Origin of the sequence: Deinococcus pimensis DSM 21231, assembly GCF_000519345.1 — a bacterium.
In the GTDB taxonomy this organism is placed as follows: Bacteria; Deinococcota; Deinococci; order Deinococcales; family Deinococcaceae; genus Deinococcus_A; species Deinococcus_A pimensis.
Genome location: NZ_KI912675.1, coordinates 245,750 through 270,629, shown reverse-complemented (window position 1 = coordinate 270,629; position 24,880 = coordinate 245,750). Strand labels below are relative to the sequence as shown.

The window sequence follows — 24,880 nt, the reverse complement described above, 5'->3', positions numbered from 1 at the left end:
CCCACGTTGCGTGGAGGACAGTCGCTCAGTCGTCCTGGGCGTCGCCCTCCACGCGGTACACCCACTCGACGTCGTCCAGCCGCGAGACGACGGATTCCACGAACCCGCCGCTCCTGCCGTAGGGCGGTCCGGAGATGCGCAGCCGACCCCCGCCCGGTTCACCCAGCCGCACGAGGTACGACGCGACCTCGTCTCGCGAGTCGGCGAGCGCCAACCGCACGGCCAGGGGCGTCCATGCCTGATCGCTCATCAGCAGGCCCGCGCCCGCGAGCTCCGCCACATGCGGTCTCACCTTGCGAGCGCGCGTCACGTACACGCCGTCCAGCGTCTCCCACGCCCACGCCGGGTACCGCCGCGAGAGCAGATGCGGCACGTACACCTCCAGCAGGGACGCCAAGTCCGACGAGGGAAGGACCTCGAAGACCCCACCTTCGGGCGTCCCGTTAAGGGCGGTGACCAATGTCCTCGCCACGTTCGCGTCGATGTTGGACGTTCCTGACTTGGGTTCGTCGTGCATGGGCCCTCCCACGGGCAGAGACATCGACGCAAGGACGTCCCTGCGCTCTGACGATCCTACGGTCCCTGCTTGCGTCAAGGCCGGAGCGAACGACGGTACCGGTGTTGTCGCTGCTCAGGTAGAGCGATAGGGAACTGGACGGCATCTGCTGCGCGCCGAAGACAGGTGCCGTCCTGCCCGACCGTTGTGTATCTGGGGTATACCCAGACGGACAATAACCACGATCAAGACGCACTCAGAGTCAGGGCATTCTTTAGGGTCGCCGATCATTCCAAGCCCCGGCTGCTCTCCTGCACGGCCGTTGATATGAAGTTGGGTGGCGAGCTCGTCGGACTGTCAGGTCACAGACGATGAACCCCACGCTGCGTTCAAACGCGACGGCCTTGCCTCCATGCGAGGCAAGGCCGTGGAAAGACCTCCAGGCGCGTAGCAGCGTCTTGATGACCCGGCGCTCGTTCACCGCGCAAAATCACCGCTTCTCGCTCGGTGACAGCCTCAAACACGCGGAATACACGAACTCGAGAAAGTCGTCGGCACTCGTGAAGTACTGCCGTTCGCCCTCCGCGCCTTCCCGAGCCGAAGCGCGCCAGATAGCACCATCATGACCTTGCTCGTGCCACACACGCAGGATGAAGATCCGGGATGCTCTCCCCGGCTGACTGGTGCTTGCCTCGTAATCCACTTCAACCTCCACTTCGAGCGAGTCGCCCGCGCCGTTCTTCCAAGGCGGAGCGGACAGTCCACGGTGTTCGCTCCGTTCACGCCTCGCTCTCGACAGGTGACGTTCAGCTCATCGGCTTGAGACTGAACCCGGCCGACGCGTTTGGTGGGGTCACCGTCGTGCCGGGCGCGCCATCACTGAACATGCCGATCAGGTCGCCCCGGTTCACGACGTTGTCGCCGTTCACGTCCTTCCAGCCGTACAGCGTGTAGGGCTGCCCCACCATGAGGTCGTCTAGGTGGTACCGCGCGGACAGTCCGGACGTCTCGATCGTCGTTTCCTGCTTCGTCGTCTCGTCGCAGACCTCACCGTTCATCACGCACGCGACCACCACCGCGCCCTTCAGGTCCGTCGCGGCGCGAACGTCACCGGAGATCGAGCTTGTCGCGTCCCCCGGTTGCACTGAGGCGCCCAGCTTGATCGTGAACTGCATGGCGTTCCCGAGCGTGTTGGTGCGCTCGAAGTCCGCCGTCATCGACGAGGCGTACGTCGAGGGACGACGTTCCGCGATCAGCACCGACTGTGGCGGGCCGTCCTCGGGCAGGTAGCGCGCCGTCACCTTGTACCGACCGATTGGGATGTCCCGGATCTGCGAGCCGTACAGGAACGCCCGGATGGTCCTGCCCGCGCTGCCGTCGATGATCGGTCCGTCCGGTTCGAGCGTCACCTCGACGCGGCTCAGGTCGAAGCCGGGTGCGTCCACCGCGCCGTACATCCACAGGGAACCGCCGTAATACTGCCCTTCGGGTGTCCGGCCGCTCAGCTTCCACGTGAAGTCACGCACCGCGCCACGCTCGGCGGGGAATTCCGTGACGTCACTCGCGACGAGCACGAACTGGTAGTTGATGCCGTGATACTCGCGGTGCAAGATTGCGCCGCCCCGCCAGGTGCCCAGCTCGTTCCGTGGCAGCGTGAGGCGGTAGTGTCCGCTCGTGTCGCTGACGCCGGTCGCGTTGACGTTGTAGCTCAGCGTGTTGTCCGCGTAGACGTCCACCCCCGGAACGGGCATGCCGTTCTCACTCCTCACGGTGCCCGTCATGGTGTACGGCCCGGCCTGACCGGATTCGCCGGACCCCGTTTCACCGGGCGGTGTCCGGCCCGTGGCGTCCCCTGTCGGCGCGCCGCCGCAGGCGCTGAGCGCCGTGATGAGCATGACCAGACCCAACTGCTTCATGTTTCGCATTCTTGACCTCTCTCCCGGCGCCGTTCCCTTTCGGGCGGCGCCGCTGACGTGACGCCACCGTAGCCGTAGAGAAGTGTCACCCGGGTGTCACTGCCCGGCCCGCACTTCAGGCTGATTTGGGCACAACGCACGTCGTTCGCCGCCGAGCGGTTGACATCCGAGTGACACCGCGCCGCGCCTACCGTGCGGCTTGAAGAGCCGGTCATGCGGCTCGAACGGCAGCCGAGCAGGAGTGCTACGCCCAGGCGTACCGAAGGCCAGGCCGCCCGGAAGGGGAAATGCTTATGCTCAACGAACAAGTTCGTCGTCCGAACCTCCACCGACCCGGCGTCGCCTTGACGCAGGTGGTCCTGACGTTGCTGCTCGCCTGGAGCTTCCAGGCGGCCGCCGTGCTGTCCGGTCTCGACATGCGGCAGCTCGATCAGGCGCCGCCCACGATGTGGCTGTTCATGATCGGGATGAGTTTCAGTCCGGCACTCGCGGGTGTCGTCACGCAGCTCGCGTACCACCGATCGCTTCGCGGGATGGGCTGGCGTGTCCGGTCGTGGCGTCCTCTCGCGTTGGGGGTTCTCTCGGGCTTCGTCATCGTCACGGCCGGGCAGCTGCTGACCTTCACGCTCGGCGCCACGACCTTCGACGGTGTGGCCGCCGAGCGGCACGCCGCGGGCTTCCTGGGCGGTCACTGGGCACCCACGTGGTTGCTCGTGCCGCTGTACGCGTTCCTGGCGAGCGTCGCGTACACCCTGCCGATGGCGTTGTTCGCCGTCGGGGAGGAACTGGGGTGGAGCGGCGTCCTCATCCCGCACCTGGCGCGGCGCTTCTCGTACGTCACGACGTGTCTGCTGTTCGGCGCGGCATGGTTTTTGTTTCACCTGCCGCTCGTGCTGTTCGCGCACTACGGCCTCGACATGCCCGTCTGGTTTGCGGTTCCCGCGACGCTCGTCATTCAGACGCTCATGGCGTTCCCGGTGGCGTGGTTGCGGCTGAGGTCGGGTAGCGTGTGGCCGGGTGTGCTGTTCCACGGGATGCTTAACGCTGCCGGGGTGTACGTGTACAGCGCCGTGTTCCAGTCCAGCGACTCGCCGTTCGGCGTGTTCGTCCGCGGCGAAGGCGGACTGGCCGGGATCATCGTCGCTGTCGTCGTGGCGGCACTGCTGGTGCGGCGCGACCGACGCTCCACCTGAGCGGGGCAACGCTCGATCCTCTCCTGAACGGAGATCCAGAACTTGGATGGAACACCCGGAGGGACCTTTGTGCGGCGCGGTGGGCAGCGAAGAGCGCCCGGCCGCGCCGCTTGCCTTGTGGGCTTTGCTACCCTGAAGTTGGATGTCCCGTCCACCGTGGCACCTCAATCTGTCCGGTCATCCGGGCCTCCGCCGCCCTGACGGGCAGGACGTCCGCGTGGACCGCAAGTCCCTCGCGCTGCTCGCGTACCTCGCGCTGGAAGGGCCGACGTCCAGGTCACGGCTGGCTGGCCTGCTGTGGCCGGACACGGTGGAGGCCACCGCACGCAACAACCTCGTGATCAAACTGCGGCGTCTGCGCGCGCGCGTCGGCGAGGACCTCGTCAAGGCCGATGAAGCGACGTTGACCCTGCATGAACATGTCGCGGTGGACGTCGTCCACGCGTTGCGGGAACGTCAACACGGTCGGCTCGCGGGGACGCTGAATCTGCCCCGTGGGCTGCTGGGCGACGCGCCCCTCGACGATCTGCCCGACCTGTTCGACTGGCTGCTCACGTGGCGCGAACGACTCGACACGTACCGCTGGGAAGCGTTCAATCACGAATTGAAGCGCCTGGAGGACGCCGGGAAGTACGAGGATGCCGCGGCGCTCGCGGCGCGCTGGGTGGACCTCGATCCCCTCTCCGAGGACGCCGCGCGTCACAGCATGCGCGCTCAGTACCTCGCGGGTCATCCCACCGGGGCGTTGCGGGCCTACACGCGACTGCGCGACATCCTCCAACGGGAATTGGGTCTGGAGCCTCACGCGGCGACCCGGGCGCTCGCGGAGGACATCGCGCGCGGTGAGCCGCTGCCCACCCCGGCCACGCCGGCCGCACGTCCGGAATTACCGCTCGGCGTGTTCCGCCCGCCGTCCCTGATCGGCCGGGACGCCGCGTGGCGCCAGATGGAGGCCGCGTGGCAGGCGGGGCAGCTGATCTACCTCACGGGCGCGCCCGGCACGGGCAAGACCCGCCTCGCCCTCGACTTCGCCCGCTCGAAAGGCACGACCTTGCGGCTCGAACACCGCCCCGGCGACGACACCGTACCGTACTCGTCGAGTGCGCGCTGGACCCGCACGATGCTGCGTCACGCGCCGCACCTCACCCTCACGCCCTTCCAGCGGCGTGAGGTGTCACGCCTGCTGCCCGAACTGCGTGAAGGTGACGTCCCCCCCCTCGACGGCGAGGCGGGCAAGCTCGCGTTCTACGAGGCGCTGTCGCAGGTCGCGGAGCTCGCGCTCGCGGACGTGACGGCTGTCGTGTCCGACGACATTCAGTACGACGACGACGCCTCGCAGGACTCCGGCCGATACCACGCGACGAGGGCGGTCACGCAACCATCGAGCGCGCCACAACCACGGGTGCTGCTCACCTTCCGGCAGGGGGAACTGCCCACTCAGACGCAGGCGGTCATGCGCGGCCTCATCGAGGGCGGCCTCGCGGTGCTGATCGAACTCGAACCGCTTTCCGTGCGGGACGTGCGGGCGCTGCTCGACAACCTCGGGCTGACCTTCGCGTCCGGACTCGAGCAGGACCTGTACCGTTACGCCGGCGGCAACCCACTGTTCGTGCTGGAAACCGTGAAGTTCCTCGTGGAGGAAGGCCTGATCGACCGTGGGCTGCCCGAACGGCTCGCTCCTCCAGGACGCACGGGGTCGGTGCTCGAGCGGCGTCTGGCGCGCCTCTCCCCGGCGGCCCTGAACGCCGCGCGCGCGGCGAGCGTGCTCCGGAGCGATTTCACGCTGGAGCTCGTGACGGCGGTGCTGAGCGCGCCCCTGCTGGAGACCGCGGGCGCCTGGGAGGAACTGGAAGCCGCGCAGATCATGACGGGTGAAGCGTTCACCCACGATCTGCTCTACGAAGCGGTGTGGCAGGGAACGCCTGAGACGGTGCGCCGCCTGCTGCACCGCTCCGCCGCGCGGGTCCTCGCCGAGACGGGCGGGCATCCTCAACGAGTGGCGCAGCACTGGCGGGACGGCGCGCAACCCCGGGAGGCGGCCGTGTGGTTCGAACGCGCCGCGCGAGCGGCCGAGGCGGCCTACCGCCCACAGGAGGCCGAGGCGTGCTATCAACGCGCGGTGGAGGCGTACGAGGCGGCCGGTGACGTTGAGGCGGCCCGGACCCTCAGGACGCGTCCCTCCGCAGGTTCGGCGTCCTGAGTCCTACCTTGCCCACGGCGCGCACTTCATGCGCATGAGCTCAGTGCCATCCACCGCTCCGGGCAGGACGCCGCGCCCCCTCGGGAGAGGACACGCGGGACGCGCGCAGCACCCGTAGCAGCGTCCCCGGCGCGAACAGCACGGTGGGTGCCGCCAGCAGATGCGCGACGCTGAACAAGTCACGCGCGAGCGTCGGGTCGACGTAGCTGGCCCGCTGAAGGCGCTGCATGTACCCGTTGGTGAGTCGCGTCAGCGCGGGTCGGCGGCCCCGCACCTCCGGATACACGAGGTCCGCCGTGGCGGCCATGGACCACGCCAGTTCGATGGTGGATCTCGACGCGCGGAAGAACGCCGCACCGATGCGACCTCGGCGACGCCCCCATCCGAGCAGCCGGTCCAGGGCGAGCGCTTCGAGCGCCGCGACGGTCATGCCCTGTCCGTATACGGGATTGAACGCGCACCACGCGTCACCAAGCACCACCAGGCCGTCCGGGAAGCGGCGCATCCGTTCGTAGTGCCGCCGGACGTTCGCGGGAAAGTGGAACACCGCGAAGTCGGAGACGGGCTCGGCGGTCAGCAGGAAGTCATGCAGGTCCGGCGCGGGCAGCGCGCGCGCGAACGCCAGGAAGCTCTCGTCGTCAGGGGTGGGGTGCTCACCGAGCCAGCCGCCCTGCATCACGAGCCAGCGATCACCCTCCACGGCGGACGCTGAGCCAACGCGGCGTTCGCGGGGCGCGTCGGGCGTCACGGCGAACGCGTTGAGTCCACCGAAGTCACCCGGGGCGCGGCGGTACTCACGCGAGACGTACGTCAGTCCGATGTCCATGCGGGTCTCCTCGGGACGGCCGTAACCGGCGGCGTCCAGCCACGCGGGGGTGCGGCTGCCCCGCCCCATCGCGTCCACAACAAGCTGGGCGCGCAGGACGCTCGGCCCACCGGCGGGGTTCGTAAGGTGCACGCCCACCACCCGGTCGTCTTCATGAACGAAGCCGGTGACGGCGACACCTTCGAGCAGGCGCACGTTGCCGGCGCTCAACACGCGCCGCCGCACGACGAGCTCCAGGAAGGGCCGGGTCATGCAGAGCAGGTCGATGCCGCTGCGCACGCGTGGACGGTACGTGCCTGCCTGGTTGATCTTGACGTCTCCGATGAGGTCACCCTTGACGGCGCCACCCGCGATGAGGTCCGCGGTGGCTCCGGGAAGCAGCCGTTCGATGGCGCGCAGACCCCCGGCGAGAAGCGCGTGGGCGTGACGGCCTTGAGGGACGCCCTTGCGGGGAGTGGGGGTGTCGCCGAGGCGGTCGCGTTCGACGATGGTGACGGTGTCGTGGTGCCGGGCGAGGACGCTGGCGGCGAGCAGGCCGGCCATGCTGGCGCCCAGAACGATCGCGTGAGTGGGATGCGTGTGGGTCATACGGCGGCACCGTACATGACGCTGGATGTCACTTCCGTGTCAAAGCGTGTGGCTCGCGACGGCCCTCAAGGCGGCGTGTTGGTGGCGGAGCGCTGAGGGTCACGGGGACAACGGCGCAGACGGAGGGGAGCGCTCCTGTCCTTTCCTGACGGGCACGGCCAATCAGTGCCATGAGATCAAGTGTTTGCCCGCCTTTCCCAGCAGGCATCTCAATCAAGGGAATTCTTTGAGCGCTCTTGAAGCAGACCGAAGGACGAACCCAGGAGGTCGTCAAGAGTAGGTCCACCACGTAGAGGCTGGTCGGGCGGCTCTCCGCCCGACCAGCCTCCTCACCTCACGGCCCTGGAGTGTGGTCGTTCACGCTGGCGCTTGGGGTCGTTCTTCATGACGCCTGCTCAGGGACGCGTCGCGCGCTGGTCATGGCGGACGTCGGGTTCGAGCGGTCAGCGTCAGGGGTTCAGACGGATCGTCTGAGCAGCCTGCTCGTCTGAGGTGGCGAGCGTGCCGACGATGCGTCCATCCGCTTGGATCAGGAGGCTTCGAACGGTTGGGGACTGCCCGGGCACGTCGAGGGCGACGGCGCCTCCGGAGCCGAAGGTCATGTCAAAGGTGAGGTCCGGGTTGAGGCGGGCGACCGCCCCGAACTGCGTACCCGACGAGTAGACTTGCGTCGCGTAGAATCCGCCGATGAGGATCTTGCCGTCCTTCTGCACGGCCACCTCGGAGAGGTTGTTCACGTAGGTGTCCGTGAACGGGAACCTGAAGGTCTTCGTTCCGGTGACGATGCCGCTGGCACTGAGACGGACGATGGTGGGATCAACGCCGATCGAGCGTGTGGATCCTGCGACGAGGACGATCTGGCCGTCCGGGAGGGCCGCGAGCGCGAGGCCATAGTTTCGGTGGAGGTCCTGAGGTGTGACGAAGCCGTTGTTGGTGGAGCCGAAGGTCGGGTCGAGTTGTCCGGTGGGGGTGAGTCGGAAGGCGACGGGGAAGAAGTCCCCGCCGCCGAGATCCGTGGCTCCGGCGACGACGAGGCGTCCGTCCGGCTGGACGAGGATGTCCTGCGCGGCGTCAGGGATGAACCGGAACTGCTCGGTGTCGTGGACGTCCTCGTACTGCACGTACGCTTCGCCGTTCTGCCCGAAGGTTCCGTCGGGACTGCCGCTGGTGTTGAGGCGCAGCACCGCGAAGGCGGACGAGGTGCCTCCGAGGCTGTCGCGACGTGGTCGGTCGGCCTGACCGACCAGGAGGATGCGGCCGTTTGGCGAGACCCTGACGTTGTTGACGAGGACGGGCGCGGTGGCGTTGAGCGTTCTGGTGTCGAGGTGACCCCCGTCGGCGAAGGTCGTGTCGAGCGTCAGGTCAGCGTTGTACCGGACGATGGACGAGCCGCCCGCGGCGAGGAGCTTCCCATCGGGTTGCACCGCGAGCGTCCGCGCAGTGGACGGGCTGAAGTCGATGCCGAGCGGACCACTGCGCGCGGTGACCTTGCCGTTCGCGTTCAGGCGGGTGAGGTTGAACTGCGCGCCGAGGACGACGATGCTGCCGTCGGGTGTGAAGACGCTGTCCATCCCACCAGCGGGGACGCGTCCGTTGTCACCGAAGGTGAAGTCAGGACTGCCGGGCGTGGTGGTTGGTGCGGTGGGGTCTTGCTGGCAGTGGACGGTGGGTTGGATCCAGTTCGCGTGATCGTAGTAGTTGTTGTCCCCGCCGTTCGTGACCACCAGACGCAGGTCCGTCTTGCCGGTGGTGTCCACCGAGTAGAACTTGGCGCCGTCCTTGCCGGTCATGAGACCTGAGTCGAATACCTTCGCGCCGTCCAGGAAGATCTGGAAGGTGACGCTGCCCCGGTCGCCGACCTCGTCGTCCACGCCGACGTACCCGTCGAGCTTGCTGCACGTCACCCCGGCCAGGCTGCTCTTGAGGCTCCAGCGGAGTTCGCTGTCCGCGTGTACGCCGTAGCCGACGTCGTAGGACTTGCCGCCCACGCTGAGCTTGCGCCCGTCCCCTTTGTTCTGTTCGCCGTTGCTGGTGTTGACCTCGATGGGCCCCCAACCGTTCTTCGCGCTCAGGATGGGTTCGTAGTACAGGTTGTTCCTGCCGGGGTCGAGGGTCAGGGGTGTGACGGTGCCGGGCGCCTGGGTGTAGCTCCACGGGTACGAGGCGCCGTTCGCGTACGGTCCGAGGTCCTCCTGCGAGGCGGTCGGGTTCTGTCCGCAGGCGAGGAGCAGCAGGGGGAGCGTGAGCGGAAGGAATGCGCGGTGCGTGAATCGTGACATGAGTGCTCCTTGCGCCCGGAGCGTGCAATCGGTTGTGGAATCGGCCGGTGGGCGCAAGGGCAGCGTGACAAAGCGGGCGTGACCCTACGTGCAGAGCGCGTGAACAGCCGCCTCACGCGATGAGCACGAAGAACTCACGCGGTGACGAGCCGAACCCCGGTTGTGCGGGCGATCCACGAGGATCGCGGCACGAGCAAGCGTTCATCTGTCACCGCACGCGTACCCAGAGCGTGAAGTACCGGTGGACGCCTCCGCTCATGTTCCACGCGGAGACGTCTATGTGTTGATCTGGGGTAGACCCGGGACCCACGGACTGAGCCGCCTGCCGCCCTTAACCATTGGGGCCGCAAGGCAGGCATAAGAGTCAGTGTGGATCCGGGGTATACCCAACCGGGCAGAAGCCATGCGCAAGCCGAGCCGAGAGACAGGGGATTCTATGAGCGTCTCCCAGCTCCTCAATCGGGTCGTGAGCGCGAACGACTGACCCCCACGCCGACTGGCTTACCCGAAGTGAACTCAGCCCGCGCCACGTAAGCTGCCCTCACGGTTCGCCCGCACAGCAGACCGGCAGGAGGACCTCATGACCAACCCCAACCCCACGCCCGCACCCTCGTCCACGCCGCAGGCGCACACCCGAAGCGGCATCTACCGCACCCCGCAGGGAGAGGCGGTGATGCGGAACCTGTACGAGGACGCGAGGCGGGCGCTGAACGTCCCGACCGAGGACAGCACGATCCGGACCCGATTCGGCGATACGCACGCGCTGCTGCTCGGCCCGCAGGACGCGCCACCCGTGGTGGTCTTCCAGGGCGGGAACTTCCTCAACCCTATGACCCTCGCGTGGTTCGCGCCGCTCGCCGCGCACTTCCGGCTGATCGCGCCGGACACGCCAGGTCAGCCGGGCCTGAGCGCCCAGACTCGGCTGTCGGGGCGGGACGACAGCCTCGGTCTGTGGGCGCTCGACGTGCTCGACGCGTTCGGTCTTGACCGCGCGGCGCTCGTCGGGCCGTCGCACGGCGCGGCGGCGATTCTGCGGCTCGCACGCGTCGCGCCTCGCCGGATCGAACGCGCGGCGCTCGTGATGCCCGCCGGAGTAACGGCTCCGGCCCTGTGGCCGCTGATTCGCGAGCTGGCGTGGCCGATGCTGCGCTACCGCCTGCGGCGGTCGAACGCGTCGCTGCGAGCCGCAGGGGCGCCCTTGTTCACGGGTGATCCGCCCGAAACGTGGCTGCGGGTGCTGGGCGCAGTGTTCGATCACGTGTCGGTGGAGGCGGATTTGCCCAGACCTGCGACGAAGGCGGAGTTGAGCGCCTTCGACGCGCGGGTGCTGGTCGTCGCGGCCGAGCGTGACGTGCTGTTTCCGGGCGCGGGGGTGCTCGCGAGAGCGGCGGACCTGCTGCCGCGAGGGCCCGAGACGCTGATGCTTCCGGGCGGGCACGTGCCCGACGAGGCGGGGCTGCGTCGTCTGCGGGAGGTTCTGGGTGTCTTTCTCGCGGCCGGTGACGTTCGAGGCGCTCAGGTTCGGCGCGCCTGAGCGAGCGGACGTCGTGGCGGGCGTGGCCCTGACCCACCCGCGAGGCCACCCCACCCGCGGTGGAGGCGACGCCCACGAACTCGGAGGGTATCTTGACGCTCATGCGCCGACCCGAAGGAGCACACCACGTCATCCATTCCACCGACACCCCCCGCACCCGCGCCTGTCTCGCCGCAGATCTCCGCGAGCTCGGGGTGCAGCCCGGCATGACCTTGATGGTGCACGCCAGCCTCAGCGCGCTCGGCTGGGTCGCGGGCGGCGCGAACGCCGTGATCGAGGCGCTCCAGGACGTCCTCACGCCCGAAGGGACCCTGGCGATGCCCACCTTCACGGCTGGCCTGACCGACCCGTCCGTGTGGCAGAACCCCCCGGTCCCCGAGACGTGGTGGCCGATCATCCGGGAGGAGACGCCCGCGTACGACCCTCGCACCACGCCCACCCGGGGTATGGGCGCCGTCGCGGAGGTCTTCCGCTCGTACCCGGGAGTGAGGCGCAGCGCGCACCCGCATGTCAGCGTGAGCGCGCTGGGTCCGAACGCGACGTTCGTCACCGAGGGGCACGAGTTGTCGAACTCGATGGGGGAGACGTCGCCGCTGGCGCGGCTGTACGACCTCGGCGCGTTCGTGCTGCTGCTCGGCACCGAGAAGAACTCCAGCCTGCATCTCGCGGAGGACCGCGCGGACTTCCGGGAGCGGATCGTCAAGGGCGCGCCGGTGTGGCAAGAGGGCCGGCGGGTGTGGGTGACGTTCGAGGACGTGGACTACGACGACGGGATCTTCCCGCCACTCAAGGCGGAACTGGAAGCGGCGGGGTTGGTGCGGATGGGCCGGGTGGGGTCGGCGGCCTCGCGGCTGATGTCGCAGCGGGACGTGGTGGACTTCGCGACCCGCTGGTTCAGGACGCACGCGGCGTCACCGGAGGTTGTGTCCTGACACTGGCGTGATGCGGCGGCAGGTGCTGGGCGGTCGGCCCGGGCAGAAGGTCGGTTCAGGGTCCTGACGTTCGCTGGGAGGATCCAGCAACTTGTCGGAGAACCCTCGTCTCGTCTGACGCTCCATTGGTCGTTTGTGCACCGTACGCTCCGGCGGCGGCCCTACACTGGACGTAACCTCCCGCACGCCCACGTCCTGTCAGCGCTTTCGGTGTGAACGCCCGGACTTCGCTCCGCACCGCCAGCGCCGCCCCCGGCAGTCACGTCAACCTGTCCCCCAAAGGCCTCGACACCTTCCGCGTCCTGAACGACCGCACCGTCGCGTACCTCGACCTCACCGGCAGCGGCAACGAAACGTCCGCGCACCTTCAGGCGGGCGGTCGCCTCACCGTCATGTTCTGCGCCTTCGAAGGCTCACCGTTGATCCTGCGCCTCTACGGGCACGCCACGGTGCACCGACGCGGCAGCCGTGAGTACGCGGAGCTCCTGAGGTACTTCGGCGACCTGCCCGGCGCCCGTCAGATCGTGCTCGTGCAGGTCGAACGGATGCAGACCTCCTGCGGGTTCGGCGTGCCCCGCTACCGCTTCGAGGGGCAGCGTGACACCCTGATCCGTTGGGCGAACGCGAAAGGAGACGAGGGCTTCGAAGCGTACCGAAGCCGCCACAACGCCCGCAGCATCGACGGTCTGCCCGCCAGCTGGGCGCGGGTCGAGACGGTCGAGGGGTGAAGACGTCTTGCGTAGATCGAAGGACTACCGGAGCAACGCCTTTCGCGCGTTTCATCGCACGTGCCTACCGCCGCCCAACGTGGGCGGATCATACTCGATTTGACCCTCCCCGCATCCCCTCAAGGAGCACGAACTTGACCATCTCCACCATCCTGATCGTCGAGGATGACCCGGACATCGCGCGCCTCCTCGACTTCACCCTCCGGGACGCCGGGTACCGCACCCTCACCGCGCACACCGGCCTCCTCGGCCTCACCCTTGCCCGGCAGCACACGCCCGACCTCGTCCTCGTCGACCTCGGCCTGCCCGACTTCACCGGCGACGAGGTCGCGCGCCGTCTGCGCGCCACGCACGACCTGCCCATCGTGATCCTCACCGCCGTGGACGACGTGGACCGCAAGATCAACCTGCTGAGCGCGGGCGCGAACGATTTCGTCACCAAGCCCTTCCACGCGGACGAACTCCTCGCGCGCATCCGCGTGCAGTTCCGTCACCGCGCCGGGAACGGCTGCATCGACGTGGGCGCGCTCCACCTCGACGTGGACGCCCGGCTGTGCACCCTCAAAGGCTGCGAGGTGTCGCTCTCCCCACGTGAATTCGATCTGCTGTGTCTCCTCGCGCGCACACCCGGAAGGATCTTCACCCGCCCGGAGATCGTCCGGGAGCTCTGGCAAGCAGAGGTGAGGGTGGCCGACAACGTCATCGACGTGCACCTCAGCAACGTCCGCGGCAAGCTGCGCCACAAGGGCGGGTATGGACTGATCCGCACGGTGCGCGGCGTGGGCTTCGCCATGAGGCCGCAGGAGGTACCGACACCTTCGACGGCGGCGTCGGGCGCCGCCTGAGGACGCGCTTCTCCACCCTGCCGACGGAGCCTGAGCCATGACCCACCTGAAACCCAGCGTGATCAAGATCGTCACCCGGGCGTGGCTGCTCGCCGAGCGGCAGGGCGACTACGCGGCCCTGCGCCGCCTGGATCTGCTGCTCGACCGCTGGGTCGAGGCGGGCGACGACGAAGGCTTCATCCACGCGGTCGCGGAGGAGTTCGACTGGCTGCTGCTCGTGTACGGCAGGAACGACGAGGGTTGAGGCACAGCGGCCCGAAGCACGAGCATGCTACGAGACGTGCCGATTCAAGGAAGGGAACGAGGATGACGAGCCGTCAGGACGCAAGAGACGACAGCACCACCGGCAGCCTCACCGAGGAAGGGAAGCAGGAGCGGGACGCCTCTCCCGGTGCCATGGGGGAGGACGCCCTCACGAGCGCACACCAAGGAGCCTTCAAACGGGACGAGCAGGGCGGCGCGGCCAGTGAAGCGCTGCCCGGTGGCGTCGACGAAGCCGGAGAGAGCGGAAGTTGACCTTGCGCGTCCTGCCACGATCCCACTGTCGTCAAGCCGGGACCGTGTGAGCTCACCAAAGCGAACAGACCCACCCCCGAACGTCACCCGAGGTTCGCGACCGTCCGCTCCTTGGCGTCCGCCGTGAGTTCGACGGGCACCTCGGTGACCTCCACGCACGCCCCGTCGGCATGAGTGCCCTGCCAGAGGACACGCCGCACCTCCACGACACGCCCGACGTCCCACGCGAGGCGGTCGCCACGGCAGAGTCGGGTGGGGCCAGAAGCGGGCAGGTCGAGCAGCAAGGAGGAAGACACGAGCGTCATCGTAGAGGACGAACGATCCTCACGAAGGAAAAATGACGCAGACGGAAACAGGACGCTCGCTTTCCTGCGTTCAAGCGCTCGACGGCACATCCGGCGGCCAGTGCCGCACGTGCTCTGCGCGGGCGAGGTGGGCGAGAGGAGCGGCGAGCCGCACGCCGAGCTCCTCGACGAGGGTGAGGGCATGCCTCGTGACGCACGTCCGCGAACCCTACCCGCCCGGCGAGGGCGGGTGTGAAGAGCCGTCAACGTTCCGTCAGCCAGTACGCCACCGTGCCCCGGAGGGCCATGACCGCCGCGCCGATGACTCTCGCGTGGACTCGGCAGACGAAGCGAGGATCATGCGTGCGGGCGCTGTCGTACCGTGTCCAGATGCCCTCGTGCCGCACGTTCATTCCTGGAACATCCGCATCTCTTGACGTCACACCCGAATGATGAGCCTCAGGTAGAGCCACCTTCACCCGTCTCTCCCACTATCCGCAACTTCCAACCCACTGACGTTGACCTGCTACATCGAAACTCCCGCCTCCGGGCACTTATCCTCTGTAAGCCCATGCAGACGATGTTCTCGAACACGCTCACCGACGTGGAGCTCGTTCGTCGGGCCGCTCTGCGCGCCCTCACCGAAGCGATCGTACGAGCCTTCCAGCACGGCCGTACCGACCTCGACCACACGTTGATCCGTCTCCGCACCCACTTCTTCATGGCGCCCGCCACGTGTGAGGAGTACGGCGCGGTGCTGAACGACGCCCTCGCCGTCCTCGAAGCGCTCGACAGGCCCACCAAGGAGGTAGCGCGTGACTCGGAACCCTGAGTTCACCGCCGCGCTCGTCGAACTCGAACGCAGCTGGCTCTTCCAAGCGTGGGTGCGGACCAGCCCCGAGGCGGTCATCACCGACGACGAGCTGGACGTGCTGTTCACGCGGCTCTTCCCGCACCTCGCGAACCTCCCGATGTTCGAGGTGCGGTCACAGCTGCGCCAGGTCATCCGGAGGATTCGTACGCGGACCGTCAGGGCGTGACGCGCCCAGTCCTCGCGAACGCGAGGCCTTCCCTACCTCTCCTGCGCCCTTGTAGGCCCTGCCTCAACCCAGGCACGCAGGACGTCCTGTACCGCCCGCACGAACGGGTCGAACTCCAGCGGCTTCGTCACGTAGCGGTCCGCGCCCGCCGCCAAGCTCGCCGCGGCGTCCCGCGGCACACTGGAACTGCTGAACACCACCACCCGAAGGTCCCGCAACGCCGGATCGGACCGGATTTCCGTCAGGACTTCCACTCCTGTCCTGCGCGGCGTGTTCGCGTCGAGCATCACCGCGTCCGGTCGGGGGCACATCGCGAAGATCTCCTCACGCCGCAGGAACGCCAGGGCGTCATGCCCATCATTCACGTGATGCAGGCGGAGCGGCAGGTCCAGGCTCGACATGGCCTCACGCACCAGCACCACGTCCGCCTCACAGTCCTCTACCAGCAGCACCTCAAGCACAGCGGCCTCCGGCGGCGGGCAGAGGGTCCAACCCATGCGCGCCTGCCCAGCGTCTCACGCGAACAACTTGACAGTCGACGGGACCGTCAAGAGGGTGGATTGGCTGGACCTGCCCGAACATCTGCCCATGGTAGCGCCGACGAGCCCGGGGAAGGGCACTTTGACGCGCTCGTCGTGATCGCTCGACCTCACACAGGAGAAGTGGTCGTGGCAAGACGGGTGGTGGAAGCGGCGCGTCCACGCTCCCGAAGTGCCGGTTCACCCTCCGCTCGGCGTGCTCGTCACGCGTTCAGGGTGACGAGCACGCGGATGGCGTCCACCAGGCGGTGCCATCGACGTGGAATCTCGCGTTCCTCCTCGGTTCCCTTGGTGCCCTGGAGGAGCGCCTGCGCGTCGAAGAACAGCGCGCACCGCAGCCGCGTCAGGTCAAACGCGAGGGGCTGTCCGCTGTCGAGCGCGTGCAGCACCGGACGCACGTACGCCTCCTGCGCTTCGTACGTGTCGTGCACCGTGTAGGCGTTGAAGCTGTTCGCGAAGTCCCACAGCGTCCCGAAGTCCGCGTCTGGGCCGGGGACCCGCGCTGGAGTGAGGTGCTCGTCGGCAGGATCGTTTATGCCTCACCGTACGGCGCCGGAAGGGAGGCTGAGGTGACGACCGAGGCTTCTTGCGCCTGTGGCTGGGCCCAACGGCCCTTCACGTGCTTTTAGCACTCCAGCCGAGCTGGATAGACCCCCTCTGACCTCATTCATCACGGTCCACGTCGCCCAGCGCCTACCCTATGGACGTGAGGGGTGATCAGGCGGTCCGCGCCAGCAGCCCAACGCACGATGACGAGCCAAGCAGCACGACAACGGACAGGAACCTGAACTGGCCCACCTCCATGCGCGGTTCATCCTGTCGGCTTGGGATCACCTTCGAGTCCTCCGGTGGACAGAAGTCACGGTCTGTCCTGACCTTCACGCGCCTCACTCCTCAGCACCCCTGGCTCGCGGACCCAGGGGTTCTTCTTTGCCCTCCCGCCCTACGAAGGAGCCCGTCATGTCCATGTTCTCCCACGCACCCCTCCTGATCATGACCGAAGCCGCCGGCGGCGCCTCCGACATGGACGACCCCACCCACACCGGCGACGCCGAACTGCACGGCGCGGGCGAAGGGATGGAGGAGCGCCGCGACACCAACGCCAAGAACGACAGCGACGACCTCGACCTGCCCGGCGTCGACGACACCCTCCTTGACGCCGACACCGATCACGCCGAGGCCGCCGCCGGCGTGAATCGTCAACATCGACCTGCCACAACCACGAAAGGACACGTGACATGACGAACTTCATCGAGATCGACGACGAACTCTACAACCTCAACATCGTCCGCAGCCTCAAGGTGCAGGAGGACGTCGACGGCACCTTCCGCATCGTGGTGGGCATCTGGACCGTCACCGGCGAGGACGGCGCGCGTCACGTGGAGGTCGTGGAGCACGCGCTGCCCCGCCTGTTCACGACGAGACAGTCGGCCCGTCGGGTGCTCGATAGTCTCGCGGGAAGCACCAAGAGCGTCGTGGTGACGGCGCTGGACCTCGCGCCGTGAGCGCCGATGCAGCGGTCGACCTCCGATCACCCGGAGGTACCGTCGGGAGGGTCGGAGCTTCGAGGTGGTCCACGCCCCACGACGACGCTCGTCCCGGACACATGTCGATGAGCCGTGATGATTCCCGTCACGAGGCCTGGGATGCAGGGAACCGGCCACGGGAGTGGAGTCACGTCCCGACGAACCGTGCAGCTCACGGTGGCTCGGCAGGAGGATCAGGGCTCATCCGAGCACGCTGAAGGACGACCCCACCATCCCGAGGGTGGAGACAACCTGTGGGGGAGATGCAGGGGCGGCGGGCCCTCTGCGACCGACGCCCAGCAGGCTGAACGCGACGAGGACGAGTCCATGAGGCTCGGCCTCGTGCAACGCTCCGGTCGGCGATGCAAGAAGGGTTCACGGCGTCGCGAGCACCGCGCGGCTTGAGAGGCGCGACGCTCACCCGCAGCCGTCCGGGGCGGTCCCCACCCGGCCGGTGCGCCCGTCCGGACGCGTGACCGTTCCCACACCGCCCCTCATGTCGGGCGGCCTTCCGCGTCCGTGTGCAGTTGTCCCGCGAGCCACTCGGCCGTGTCGAGTTCCAGGGTGAGGACGAACACACCCCTCAGGTACAGGCTGTCCACGGCCTCACGTCCCAGCACCGATCGGACCAGGGTGAGCGGGACGTCCTCCTGATGGTTGGTGACGAGCACCTTGACTCGATCGTCAGAGCCAGGCACGAGCCGGCACGTCAGTGTCGTGAGCATCGTGCGGGAAGTGTAGTCACGCCGGGCCGGGGACGCGCCCGAACCGTCCCAAGCGGGGTTGTCCTGCCTTACCGCTCGTCGTTGACTTCGATGAGGTGACGTTCACCGAGCGCCGCGGGTCGCGTGACGCCCGAGATCACCACGCGAGGTCGCTTCTCGCGTCTATATGGCGCGCATGGAACCTCCCGGTGAAGGGTCTTCAGCGAAGTCGAGGGTCAGGACAGGAGTGGCTCAGGACGCATTTCATGCAGGTGTGATGCGCCTGACTTCAGCCCAGGCCACAATGCTGAGCATGCGCAATCCCACCTCCCTCCTCCTGCTGCTTGCGCTGGGCTCAACCCGAGGACCCGCATGACCTCGCACGACCGACCGCCGCTCGAACTGTGGATCGGCGTGGAATGCACGCTCAACCGCGTCCGCGACCGCTGGCTCAACCAGCTCCACGTCTGCGGGCACCACGAACGTCACGACGACCTCGCGATGCTCGCCACGCTCGGCGCGCGCCGCATCCGCTACCCTGTCCTGTGGGAACACGTCGCGCCCGACGCGCCCGACCGTCACGACTGGACCTGGACGGACCAGCGGCTCGGAACGCTCCGGGAGCTCGGCGTGCAGCCCATCGCGACGCTGCTGCACCACGGCAGCGGCCCGCACTACACCGACCTCCTCGACCCCCTCTTTCCCGAGAAGCTCGCCGCGTACGCCCAAGAGGTCGCGCGGCGCTACCCCTGGCTCACCGCGTACACGCCCGTCAACGAACCCCTCACCACCGCGCGGTTCAGCGGCCTGTACGGCGTGTGGTACCCGCACCACACCACCGACGCGAGCTTCATCCGCGCGCTCCTGAACGAATGCCGCGGCACCGTCCTCGCGATGCGCGCCATCCGCGAAGTCAACCCGCACGCGGAGCTCGTGCAGACCGACGACCTCGGCAAGGCCCACGCGACGCCCGCCATGCAGGCCGAGGCGGACTTCCAGAACGAACGCCGCTGGCTCGCGTACGACCTGCTGTGCGGCCGCGTGGACGACACGCACCCCCTGTGGTCGTACCTGCTCGGCGCGGGCGCCACGCCCGAGGAGGTCCTGTGGTTCGCGCACCATCCCTGCCCGCCCGACGTGATCGGCGTGGACTACTACGTCACCAGCGAACGCTTCCTCGACGACCGCCGGGAACGCTACCGGGCGCATCACGTGAACGCCACGCACGCGGACGTCGAGGCGATCCGTGTGTACCAGCAGCCCGCCGGGATCGAGCATCTGCTGATGGAAACGTGGGCGCGGTACGGGCTGCCCGTCGCGATCACCGAAGCGCACCTCGGCAGCACCCGCGAGGAGCAGCTGCGCTGGTTCGAGACGTTCTGGAAGGCGGCGGAGGGCGCGCGCGCGCGCGGCGCGGACATCCGCGCGGTGACGTCATGGGCGATTCTGGGCAGCTTCGACTGGAATACGCTGCACACGAGCTTCAACGGCCATTACGAGCCGGGCGCGTTCGACGTGCGCGGCCCCACCCCGAGACGAACGGCGCTCGCGGGCGTGCTGCGTGACCGCGCCTCGGGACGCACGCCGGATCATCCGGTGCTGGCCTCGCCGGGCTTCTGGGAGCGGCCGGACCGCTTCTTCTACCCGCCGGTCGGGGAGGCCCCACCACAGGTGGAGCGCGGGGGCGCCGCGCGGCCCCTGCTGATCCTCGGCGGCGGCCGTCTTGGACAGGCGGTGCAGCGAATGTGCATGGAGCGAGGCCTGGAGCACCGTCTGCTGCGCACCTCCGAACTCGACCTCGCGGACGTGACGGCCGTGCGGAGCCTGCTGGACCTTCATCAGCCCTGGGCGGTCGTGAACACCGCCGGGTACGGCTGGATCGACCGGGCGCAGCAGCACCCGGGGGTGTTCTGGCGCGCGACCGCCGTCGGTCTCGCGGTGCTGGCGCGTGAGTGCGCGACGCGGGGGGTGCAGCTGCTGACGTTCTCGTCCGATCAGGTATTCGGGGGGGACCGCGACACGCCGTATCACGAGCGGGACCAGGCGCATCCCCTCAACGCGTACGGACGGGCGAACCTGGAGGCGGAACGTCAGGTGCTCGCGTTCCACAAGGACGCGCTCGTCGTGCGGTCCAGCGCGTCGCTGTTCGGCTCGGTGGATCGACGGGGCGTGCTCGGCGCGGCCCTCACGTCGCTGCGCGCCGGGCAGGAATGCCAGGTGGACGGCGCGCACCGCTTCTCCCCGACGTACCTGCCGGACCTCGTGCACACCAGCCTCGACCTGCTCATCGACGGTGAGCGCGGCGTGTGGCACCTCGCGAATCAGGGCGCGTCGAGCTGGGCGGACGTGACGAGGCGGCTCGCCGAACTGCTGAACCTCCCAGGGGACGCCATTCGTGACACGCCGCACGAGACGCTGGGGTGGATCGCGCCCCGACCTCAGTTCAGTGTTCTGCGCAGCGAACGTGGGCTGGTGATGCCGACGCTGGAGAGCGCGTTGGAGCGGTACGCCGCGGACGCGGCGGACTGACACGAATCCGCCTGAAGTCCCACGAGCGACACGCCGCTCCCTTCAGCGCCTGCCTCACCCGGGGCCGCTTCGGAAGAGGGCCCGTCCCAGCAACCGCGGTGAGCGCCCGTTCATCTGGATCGTTCTCCACCGCGCAGCGCAGTAAAGCGGAGTTCACCCCTTACGTCCTCGCACGTCTGGCGGCTGTCCTACAACGGATGTGCCCCCGGAAGACCAGCAGCAGGGGAGGTGCCCGGGGGCGGCATGGTCAGTCCCGCCGGTCAGTGCCGACTCCAGCAGGGCAGGCGGCGTGAAGGGCGGGTCTCACAGGGCAGGACGTCACTCGACGAAGGAGGACTCATGAACCGGACCGTCACGCTCGTCGCCCTCGGCGCGGCCCTCGCGGTCGGCTGGACCGCCGTCGCTCAGCAGAACAACCAGAACGGACAGACCCAGCAGAACCAGCAGAACCAGCAGAACCAGCAGAACAACCAGAACCGGGTGGAGATCTCCTGCCTTGAAGCGACCGGCCAGAACGCCAACCAGAACGGCGGGAACGGTCAGGGCGGCACGAACACCCAGCCTGGCGGCGCAGGAAGCCAGGGCGGACAGGCAGGACAGAACGGTCAGGCCGGTGGAGCGGGTGCCGGCGGCGCAGGCAGCGCAGGTGGTGCCGGTGGCTCAGGTGGCGCGGGCGGTGCCGGTGGCTCAGGTGGTGCGGGCGGTGCTGGCAGCACGGGCGGCGCGGGTGGTGCCGGGGGTGCCGGGAGCACGGGCGGCGGTGCGAGCGGACAATCTGGACAGTCCGGCGCTCAGGGCGCCCGGGTTGGGAACCTCAACACCAACGAGATCTGCTTCGTCGACAAGGCCGCCCGCAGCAACGAATTCGAGATCAGAAGCAGTCAGCTCGCGGCGAAGAACGCCAGCAGCGCTGCCGTGAAGCAGCTCGCGCAGCGCATCATCCGCGATCACCAGCAGGCCGCTCAGCGGCTACAGAACGTCGTGTCGCGCCTCAACGCCCGACTGCCCGACAAGCCCAACACCGAGCAGCAGGCCGACATCACGGCCCTGCAGGGGTTGCGTGGGGTGGCGTTCGACGCGACGTACGTCGCGCAGCAGATCGCGGCGCATCGTGAGGCGGTCACGTTGTTCGAGCAGTACAGCCGGGAGGCGCGCGATCAGAACGTCCGGCAGTTCGCGAGTCAGACGCTGCCGGCGCTGCGTCAGCACCTCCAGGCGGCGCAGCAGGCGCAGAAGCAGCTGGGCGGGAGCGGCGCTCGTTGAGGCGTGCTGAAGGGAGGGCAGCGGCACCCCGCTGCCCTCCCTTGTGTTGCGCGGACGGCTCCTGTGTCTCGGGTCTCACCCCTGGCCGAGGCTGAGGAAGGTCATGGCGGCCGCGAAGGCGCGTTCGAACACCTGCTGGGGGTCATACCCGTGGGTGGAGATGATGCTGTGCCGGTCTACCGTCACGGTCAGCACGAGCTCCTCGGTGGCCTGCTCTTCGCAGGTGATGGCGTCGGCGTCCACGAGGCACTTGTGCCCCTGCAACCAGCGCAGCCGCTGGCACTGCTCGTCGGTGAGATGATGCCGGCACGTGTGGGCGACGGTGCTTCTCGTCTGGGTCATGCGGCGTCACTCCTCCATGGCAGGGCGGGTCGGTATGGCACGTCCCGCGAAGCTCGCGGCCGCGCGAGGACGATGATGTCCCGAGGGTAGTGGTGGGGGTGGGCGCGTTGGTGACGACGCTCCTGAAGCCTCGTCAAGCGGGGTCTGACGTCCCGCACGAAGCGGGTGAAGGGAAGCTCACCTATGGGTGGGTGTGGCGCCGCGCTCTTCTCCCAGGCGAGGTCATGGTTTCGAAGGTCAGCCCGGGCGGCGCTCTTGGACGAAGCGCGCGACGCCCTCCACGAGCGTCGTCACTTCCTCAGGCGTGTTGTACAGACCCAGTGACACCCGCACCGCCCCGGGAATCCCAAGGCGTTTCATCAGCGGCTGACCCACACCCACGTGCCGCGCTGAGGAGCGCGGTGTCCCTTGAGGCATGACCCGCTCCTCGGTCGGCTGCTCGCTCCCGCGCGTGATCCGTCGCTGCGTTCGTCACGACGGCGGTGCAGGAGGCGTGGTGCACCGATGGAGACGCGGAGGGCCTCGAGGAGCTCAGGGGCGCAGGAGAGGTCATCCGGAGGGCGTGCCGGTCAGCGGGTGCCACACCATGAACCTGTAAGACCTCAACAGAACGTCCAGGGCCACTACACAATCGCCCTTGCTACACTCCCGCGCATGGGCAACCCCTTCGTCGAGCTCGGCATCCTGATCCTCCTGCTGATCCTCAACGGGGTGTTCAGCGGCAGCGAACTGGCCCTGATGAGCGCCCGGAAAGCCCGTCTCGACGTCGCCGCCGAGAACGGCAGCAAGGCCGCCGCCACCGCCTCCCGGCTTGCGGAACGACCTGGCGCCTTCCTCGCCACCGTCCAGATCGGTATCACCCTCATCGCGACGATCAGCGCCGTCTTCGCGGGCGGCAGCCTCACCCGGCGGCTCGAACCGCTGCTCACGCCCGTCTTCGGCGGGTACGCCCCTGCCGCCGCGTCCGTCGCGGTGGTGCTGCTCGTCACGTACCTCAGCCTGATCATCGGCGAACTCGTCCCCAAGAACCTCGCGCTGCGCAACCCCGAAGGGCTCAGCACGAGGGTCGCGCCGCTCATGAGCGTCCTCTCCACCGCCGCGCAACCCGTCGTGTGGCTGCTCGACACCAGCACCCGGCTCGTGCTGCTGCTGTTCGGCATCCGAGGTGAACCCCAGGAGCACGTCACCGAGGAGGACGTCCGCGCGCTCGTCGGGCAGGCCGCCGAGAGCGGCAGCCTCGAAACGGAGGAAAGCCAGCGCATCGAGCGGGTGCTGCGCTTCACCGATCGTCGCGTTCGCGCCGTCATGACGCCCCGCCCGGACGTCCACGTCATCGACCTCGCTCTCGGGCTCTCCGAGATCGTGCAGCACGCCCTCACGTCCGGGCACGACCACTACCCCGTCAAACGGGACGGGGAGGACATCGTGGGCGTCCTGAGCGTCCTCGACCTGCTCCGCGCCCTGCACGATGGTCAGCACCCCCGTGACTTCGTCCAGCCCGCCCTGTTCGTTCCGGAGTCCGCGTGGGCGGAGGACGTCCTCACGACCCTCCAGCGGCACCAACGGTCGAGGCTGGCCATCGTCATCGACGAGTACGGGGACTTTACCGGCCTGATCACCGTGGGAGACCTGCTCTCCGAACTGGCCGGGGAGGCGGACGCACCCGGGGAGACGACCGACATCACCCGGCGCGAGGACGGCACGTACCTCGTGGACGCCCGCGTCGGCATGCACGACCTGCGCGACGAACTGCCCCTGCCCCTCTTGGAGGAAGAGGACTTCAGCACCCTCGCCGGGTACGTGCTGAGCCTCGCGGGCGCCATTCCCTCCGTAGGCGAAGTGCTGCACAGCGGGGACTGGCGTATCGAAGTTCTCGATCTCGACGGGATGCGGGTGGACCGCGTGCTGGTCACCCCACCTGACGGCTTCGTGGACGCCAGCGTCGACGACGGCAGCGCTCGCTACCCCTCGGTCGAGCGGGGGTAGCGGGTACGATCTCCTCAGGAGGTCCCTATGCGACGACCCACCACGCTGCCCCTCGACGAGATGTTCCGTCAGAGCGTCCACGTCATCACGCATCCCAGCGTCACCACCTTCGAACGGTACGAACGCGCCGGGAGCCTCTCGCAGGCCGTGGTGTACGTCGCGCTGACGGGCGCGGTCGCGGGGCTGCTCGACCTGCTGCGCTTCGGATTCGGCGGATGGCTCGAACGCATCCTCGTGATCCTCGGAGGCTTCCTCGCGTTCACGCTGACCGTGTACTTCTTCGGGCGGTCGCGGGGCGGGACCGGTACCCTCGACGAGGTGGCGTACACCTTCTCGCTGTACTGGGTGCCGATCTCCATCGTCGTGGCGGTCCTGACCTTCCTCCTGGCGGTCACCATCGTGGGGATCCTGCTGATCCCGCTGGTGCTGCTCGCAGGGTTGGTGGCGAGCGTGTACTTCGCTTACCTCGCGGTGCAGAGCAGCATGAACCTGCGCGGCACCAGCACCGTCGCGGTGATCTTGGTCGTGGCGGCCGTGGTGAGCTGGGTCGTGCAGGTCGTCCTCGGCCGGATCCTGTGACGCGGTCACGCGGACGGGACGGAGAAGCGCGAGCC

The 24,880-nt window shown here is 68.2% G+C and carries 27 protein-coding genes; 16 read left to right on the top strand and 11 right to left on the bottom strand.

Features of this window, described 5'->3' with window-relative positions:
* Window positions 1–25: 25 nt before the first annotated feature.
* Together DEIPI_RS0125225 and DEIPI_RS0125215 are read right to left on the bottom strand one after the other, a co-directional pair.
* Window positions 26–517 (bottom strand): hypothetical protein, encoded by a 492-nt coding sequence (locus DEIPI_RS0125225; RefSeq protein WP_027483614.1) that lies wholly within the window; start codon window positions 515–517, stop codon window positions 26–28.
* 785 nt (window positions 518–1,302) lie between these two features.
* A complete protein-coding gene (locus DEIPI_RS0125215) occupies window positions 1,303–2,412 on the bottom strand; it encodes a carboxypeptidase-like regulatory domain-containing protein (RefSeq protein WP_157464050.1) in 1,110 nt (369 codons plus the stop codon).
* A 287-nt stretch (window positions 2,413–2,699) separates the two neighbouring features.
* On the opposite strand from DEIPI_RS0125215, the gene DEIPI_RS0125210 reads away from it, so the two are divergent.
* Together DEIPI_RS0125210 and DEIPI_RS0125205 are read left to right on the top strand one after the other, a co-directional pair.
* The gene (locus DEIPI_RS0125210; RefSeq protein ID WP_027483611.1) at window positions 2,700–3,605 is read left to right on the top strand and encodes a CPBP family intramembrane glutamic endopeptidase; all 906 of its coding nucleotides are present in this window, start codon (window positions 2,700–2,702) and stop codon (window positions 3,603–3,605) included.
* Between the two features lie 142 nt (window positions 3,606–3,747).
* Window positions 3,748–5,805: an ATP-binding protein gene (locus DEIPI_RS0125205; RefSeq protein ID WP_027483610.1), complete on the top strand. Its 2,058-nt coding sequence runs from the start codon at window positions 3,748–3,750 to the stop codon at window positions 5,803–5,805.
* Window positions 5,806–5,845: 40 nt separating this feature from the next.
* Here DEIPI_RS0125205 and DEIPI_RS34575 read toward each other — a convergent pair whose 3' ends face one another.
* Together DEIPI_RS34575 and DEIPI_RS42000 are read right to left on the bottom strand one after the other, a co-directional pair.
* Window positions 5,846–7,219: an FAD-dependent oxidoreductase gene (locus DEIPI_RS34575; RefSeq protein WP_045235136.1), complete on the bottom strand. Its 1,374-nt coding sequence runs from the start codon at window positions 7,217–7,219 to the stop codon at window positions 5,846–5,848.
* Window positions 7,220–7,668: 449 nt separating this feature from the next.
* Window positions 7,669–9,498: an NPCBM/NEW2 domain-containing protein gene (locus DEIPI_RS42000; RefSeq protein WP_052352015.1), complete on the bottom strand. Its 1,830-nt coding sequence runs from the start codon at window positions 9,496–9,498 to the stop codon at window positions 7,669–7,671.
* Window positions 9,499–10,078: 580 nt separating this feature from the next.
* Here DEIPI_RS42000 and DEIPI_RS34565 point away from each other — a divergent pair.
* The 6 genes from DEIPI_RS34565 to DEIPI_RS0125165 all read left to right on the top strand — a co-directional run bounded on the left by DEIPI_RS34565 (window position 10,079) and on the right by DEIPI_RS0125165 (window position 14,053).
* Window positions 10,079–11,032 carry an alpha/beta fold hydrolase gene (locus tag DEIPI_RS34565; RefSeq protein WP_052352014.1) on the top strand — a complete coding sequence of 318 codons (954 nt, stop codon included), beginning with the start codon at window positions 10,079–10,081 and terminating at the stop codon, window positions 11,030–11,032.
* 101 nt (window positions 11,033–11,133) lie between these two features.
* Window positions 11,134–11,964: an AAC(3) family N-acetyltransferase gene (locus DEIPI_RS0125185; protein ID WP_045235192.1), complete on the top strand. Its 831-nt coding sequence runs from the start codon at window positions 11,134–11,136 to the stop codon at window positions 11,962–11,964.
* A gap of 212 nt (window positions 11,965–12,176) precedes the next feature.
* Window positions 12,177–12,692: a hypothetical protein gene (locus DEIPI_RS34560; RefSeq protein WP_045235135.1), complete on the top strand. Its 516-nt coding sequence runs from the start codon at window positions 12,177–12,179 to the stop codon at window positions 12,690–12,692.
* 134 nt (window positions 12,693–12,826) lie between these two features.
* Window positions 12,827–13,537, top strand: a complete 711-nt coding sequence (locus tag DEIPI_RS34555; protein WP_084474931.1) for a response regulator transcription factor — start codon at window positions 12,827–12,829, stop codon at window positions 13,535–13,537.
* 37 nt (window positions 13,538–13,574) lie between these two features.
* Complete coding sequence (locus DEIPI_RS0125170; RefSeq protein WP_027483608.1) at window positions 13,575–13,781, top strand: hypothetical protein; 207 nt, start codon at window positions 13,575–13,577, stop codon at window positions 13,779–13,781.
* Window positions 13,782–13,843: 62 nt separating this feature from the next.
* Window positions 13,844–14,053: a hypothetical protein gene (locus tag DEIPI_RS0125165; RefSeq protein WP_027483607.1), complete on the top strand. Its 210-nt coding sequence runs from the start codon at window positions 13,844–13,846 to the stop codon at window positions 14,051–14,053.
* A gap of 83 nt (window positions 14,054–14,136) precedes the next feature.
* Here the strand turns inward: DEIPI_RS0125165 and DEIPI_RS0125160 are convergent, their stop codons facing one another.
* Window positions 14,137–14,349: a hypothetical protein gene (locus DEIPI_RS0125160; RefSeq protein ID WP_157464048.1), complete on the bottom strand. Its 213-nt coding sequence runs from the start codon at window positions 14,347–14,349 to the stop codon at window positions 14,137–14,139.
* 251 nt (window positions 14,350–14,600) lie between these two features.
* Window positions 14,601–14,780, bottom strand: coding sequence for a YqjF family protein (locus DEIPI_RS38440; RefSeq protein ID WP_169737215.1), 180 nt, complete (start codon window positions 14,778–14,780; stop codon window positions 14,601–14,603).
* A gap of 128 nt (window positions 14,781–14,908) precedes the next feature.
* On the opposite strand from DEIPI_RS38440, the gene DEIPI_RS0125150 reads away from it, so the two are divergent.
* Together DEIPI_RS0125150 and DEIPI_RS0125145 are read left to right on the top strand one after the other, a co-directional pair.
* Entirely contained in the window at window positions 14,909–15,169 is a 261-nt protein-coding gene (locus DEIPI_RS0125150; protein ID WP_027483605.1) for a hypothetical protein, read from the top strand.
* Window positions 15,153–15,377 (top strand): hypothetical protein, encoded by a 225-nt coding sequence (locus DEIPI_RS0125145; RefSeq protein WP_027483604.1) that lies wholly within the window; start codon window positions 15,153–15,155, stop codon window positions 15,375–15,377. The genes DEIPI_RS0125150 and DEIPI_RS0125145 overlap by 17 nt, the downstream gene beginning before the upstream one ends.
* Window positions 15,378–15,409: 32 nt before the next feature.
* Here the strand turns inward: DEIPI_RS0125145 and DEIPI_RS34550 are convergent, their stop codons facing one another.
* Together DEIPI_RS34550 and DEIPI_RS0125135 are read right to left on the bottom strand one after the other, a co-directional pair.
* Window positions 15,410–15,838: a response regulator gene (locus DEIPI_RS34550; RefSeq protein ID WP_084474927.1), complete on the bottom strand. Its 429-nt coding sequence runs from the start codon at window positions 15,836–15,838 to the stop codon at window positions 15,410–15,412.
* Window positions 15,839–16,119: 281 nt separating this feature from the next.
* On the bottom strand, window positions 16,120–16,347 hold the full coding sequence (locus DEIPI_RS0125135) for a hypothetical protein (protein ID WP_027483603.1): 228 nt from the start codon (window positions 16,345–16,347) through the stop codon (window positions 16,120–16,122).
* 529 nt (window positions 16,348–16,876) lie between these two features.
* Between DEIPI_RS0125135 and DEIPI_RS0125125 the strand changes: the two genes are divergently transcribed.
* Both DEIPI_RS0125125 and DEIPI_RS0125120 read left to right on the top strand, forming a co-directional pair.
* The gene (locus DEIPI_RS0125125) at window positions 16,877–17,158 is read left to right on the top strand and encodes a hypothetical protein (RefSeq protein WP_027483602.1); all 282 of its coding nucleotides are present in this window, start codon (window positions 16,877–16,879) and stop codon (window positions 17,156–17,158) included.
* Entirely contained in the window at window positions 17,155–17,421 is a 267-nt protein-coding gene (locus DEIPI_RS0125120) for a hypothetical protein (RefSeq protein WP_027483601.1), read from the top strand. The genes DEIPI_RS0125125 and DEIPI_RS0125120 overlap by 4 nt, the downstream gene beginning before the upstream one ends.
* A 515-nt stretch (window positions 17,422–17,936) precedes the next feature.
* Here the strand turns inward: DEIPI_RS0125120 and DEIPI_RS38435 are convergent.
* On the bottom strand, window positions 17,937–18,140 hold the full coding sequence (locus tag DEIPI_RS38435; RefSeq protein WP_157464044.1) for a hypothetical protein: 204 nt from the start codon (window positions 18,138–18,140) through the stop codon (window positions 17,937–17,939).
* Between the two features lie 378 nt (window positions 18,141–18,518).
* Between DEIPI_RS38435 and DEIPI_RS0125110 the strand changes: the two genes are divergently transcribed.
* Both DEIPI_RS0125110 and DEIPI_RS36190 read left to right on the top strand, forming a co-directional pair.
* Window positions 18,519–20,675: a sugar nucleotide-binding protein gene (locus DEIPI_RS0125110; RefSeq protein ID WP_027483600.1), complete on the top strand. Its 2,157-nt coding sequence runs from the start codon at window positions 18,519–18,521 to the stop codon at window positions 20,673–20,675.
* 339 nt (window positions 20,676–21,014) lie between these two features.
* Window positions 21,015–21,938: a DUF4142 domain-containing protein gene (locus DEIPI_RS36190; RefSeq protein WP_052352013.1), complete on the top strand. Its 924-nt coding sequence runs from the start codon at window positions 21,015–21,017 to the stop codon at window positions 21,936–21,938.
* A gap of 75 nt (window positions 21,939–22,013) precedes the next feature.
* Here the strand turns inward: DEIPI_RS36190 and DEIPI_RS0125100 are convergent, their stop codons facing one another.
* Together DEIPI_RS0125100 and DEIPI_RS38430 are read right to left on the bottom strand one after the other, a co-directional pair.
* Window positions 22,014–22,280, bottom strand: coding sequence for a hypothetical protein (locus DEIPI_RS0125100; RefSeq protein WP_027483599.1), 267 nt, complete (start codon window positions 22,278–22,280; stop codon window positions 22,014–22,016).
* Window positions 22,281–22,517: 237 nt separating this feature from the next.
* Window positions 22,518–22,697: an aminotransferase class V-fold PLP-dependent enzyme gene (locus DEIPI_RS38430; RefSeq protein WP_245588644.1), complete on the bottom strand. Its 180-nt coding sequence runs from the start codon at window positions 22,695–22,697 to the stop codon at window positions 22,518–22,520.
* 237 nt (window positions 22,698–22,934) lie between these two features.
* Here DEIPI_RS38430 and DEIPI_RS0125090 point away from each other — a divergent pair, with 237 nt between their 5' ends.
* Together DEIPI_RS0125090 and DEIPI_RS0125085 are read left to right on the top strand one after the other, a co-directional pair.
* Entirely contained in the window at window positions 22,935–24,266 is a 1,332-nt protein-coding gene (locus DEIPI_RS0125090; RefSeq protein ID WP_027483598.1) for a hemolysin family protein, read from the top strand.
* 27 nt (window positions 24,267–24,293) lie between these two features.
* A complete protein-coding gene (locus DEIPI_RS0125085) occupies window positions 24,294–24,845 on the top strand; it encodes a YIP1 family protein (protein WP_027483597.1) in 552 nt (183 codons plus the stop codon).
* Window positions 24,846–24,880 lie beyond the last annotated feature (35 nt).

Coding starts and splice junctions, on each gene's coding strand:
- DEIPI_RS0125225 (WP_027483614.1), bottom strand. CDS start 517: ATGCACGACGAACCCAAGTCAGGAACGTCCAACATCGACGCGAACGTG.
- DEIPI_RS0125215 (WP_157464050.1), bottom strand. CDS start 2,412: ATGAAGCAGTTGGGTCTGGTCATGCTCATCACGGCGCTCAGCGCCTGC.
- DEIPI_RS0125210 (WP_027483611.1), top strand. CDS start 2,700: ATGCTTATGCTCAACGAACAAGTTCGTCGTCCGAACCTCCACCGACCC.
- DEIPI_RS0125205 (WP_027483610.1), top strand. CDS start 3,748: ATGTCCCGTCCACCGTGGCACCTCAATCTGTCCGGTCATCCGGGCCTC.
- DEIPI_RS34575 (WP_045235136.1), bottom strand. CDS start 7,219: ATGACCCACACGCATCCCACTCACGCGATCGTTCTGGGCGCCAGCATG.
- DEIPI_RS42000 (WP_052352015.1), bottom strand. CDS start 9,498: ATGTCACGATTCACGCACCGCGCATTCCTTCCGCTCACGCTCCCCCTG.
- DEIPI_RS34565 (WP_052352014.1), top strand. CDS start 10,079: ATGACCAACCCCAACCCCACGCCCGCACCCTCGTCCACGCCGCAGGCG.
- DEIPI_RS0125185 (WP_045235192.1), top strand. CDS start 11,134: ATGCGCCGACCCGAAGGAGCACACCACGTCATCCATTCCACCGACACC.
- DEIPI_RS0125170 (WP_027483608.1), top strand. CDS start 13,575: ATGACCCACCTGAAACCCAGCGTGATCAAGATCGTCACCCGGGCGTGG.
- DEIPI_RS0125165 (WP_027483607.1), top strand. CDS start 13,844: ATGACGAGCCGTCAGGACGCAAGAGACGACAGCACCACCGGCAGCCTC.
- DEIPI_RS0125150 (WP_027483605.1), top strand. CDS start 14,909: ATGCAGACGATGTTCTCGAACACGCTCACCGACGTGGAGCTCGTTCGT.
- DEIPI_RS0125125 (WP_027483602.1), top strand. CDS start 16,877: ATGTCCATGTTCTCCCACGCACCCCTCCTGATCATGACCGAAGCCGCC.
- DEIPI_RS0125120 (WP_027483601.1), top strand. CDS start 17,155: ATGACGAACTTCATCGAGATCGACGACGAACTCTACAACCTCAACATC.
- DEIPI_RS0125110 (WP_027483600.1), top strand. CDS start 18,519: ATGACCTCGCACGACCGACCGCCGCTCGAACTGTGGATCGGCGTGGAA.
- DEIPI_RS36190 (WP_052352013.1), top strand. CDS start 21,015: ATGAACCGGACCGTCACGCTCGTCGCCCTCGGCGCGGCCCTCGCGGTC.
- DEIPI_RS0125100 (WP_027483599.1), bottom strand. CDS start 22,280: ATGACCCAGACGAGAAGCACCGTCGCCCACACGTGCCGGCATCATCTC.
- DEIPI_RS38430 (WP_245588644.1), bottom strand. CDS start 22,697: ATGCCTCAAGGGACACCGCGCTCCTCAGCGCGGCACGTGGGTGTGGGT.
- DEIPI_RS0125090 (WP_027483598.1), top strand. CDS start 22,935: ATGGGCAACCCCTTCGTCGAGCTCGGCATCCTGATCCTCCTGCTGATC.
- DEIPI_RS0125085 (WP_027483597.1), top strand. CDS start 24,294: ATGCGACGACCCACCACGCTGCCCCTCGACGAGATGTTCCGTCAGAGC.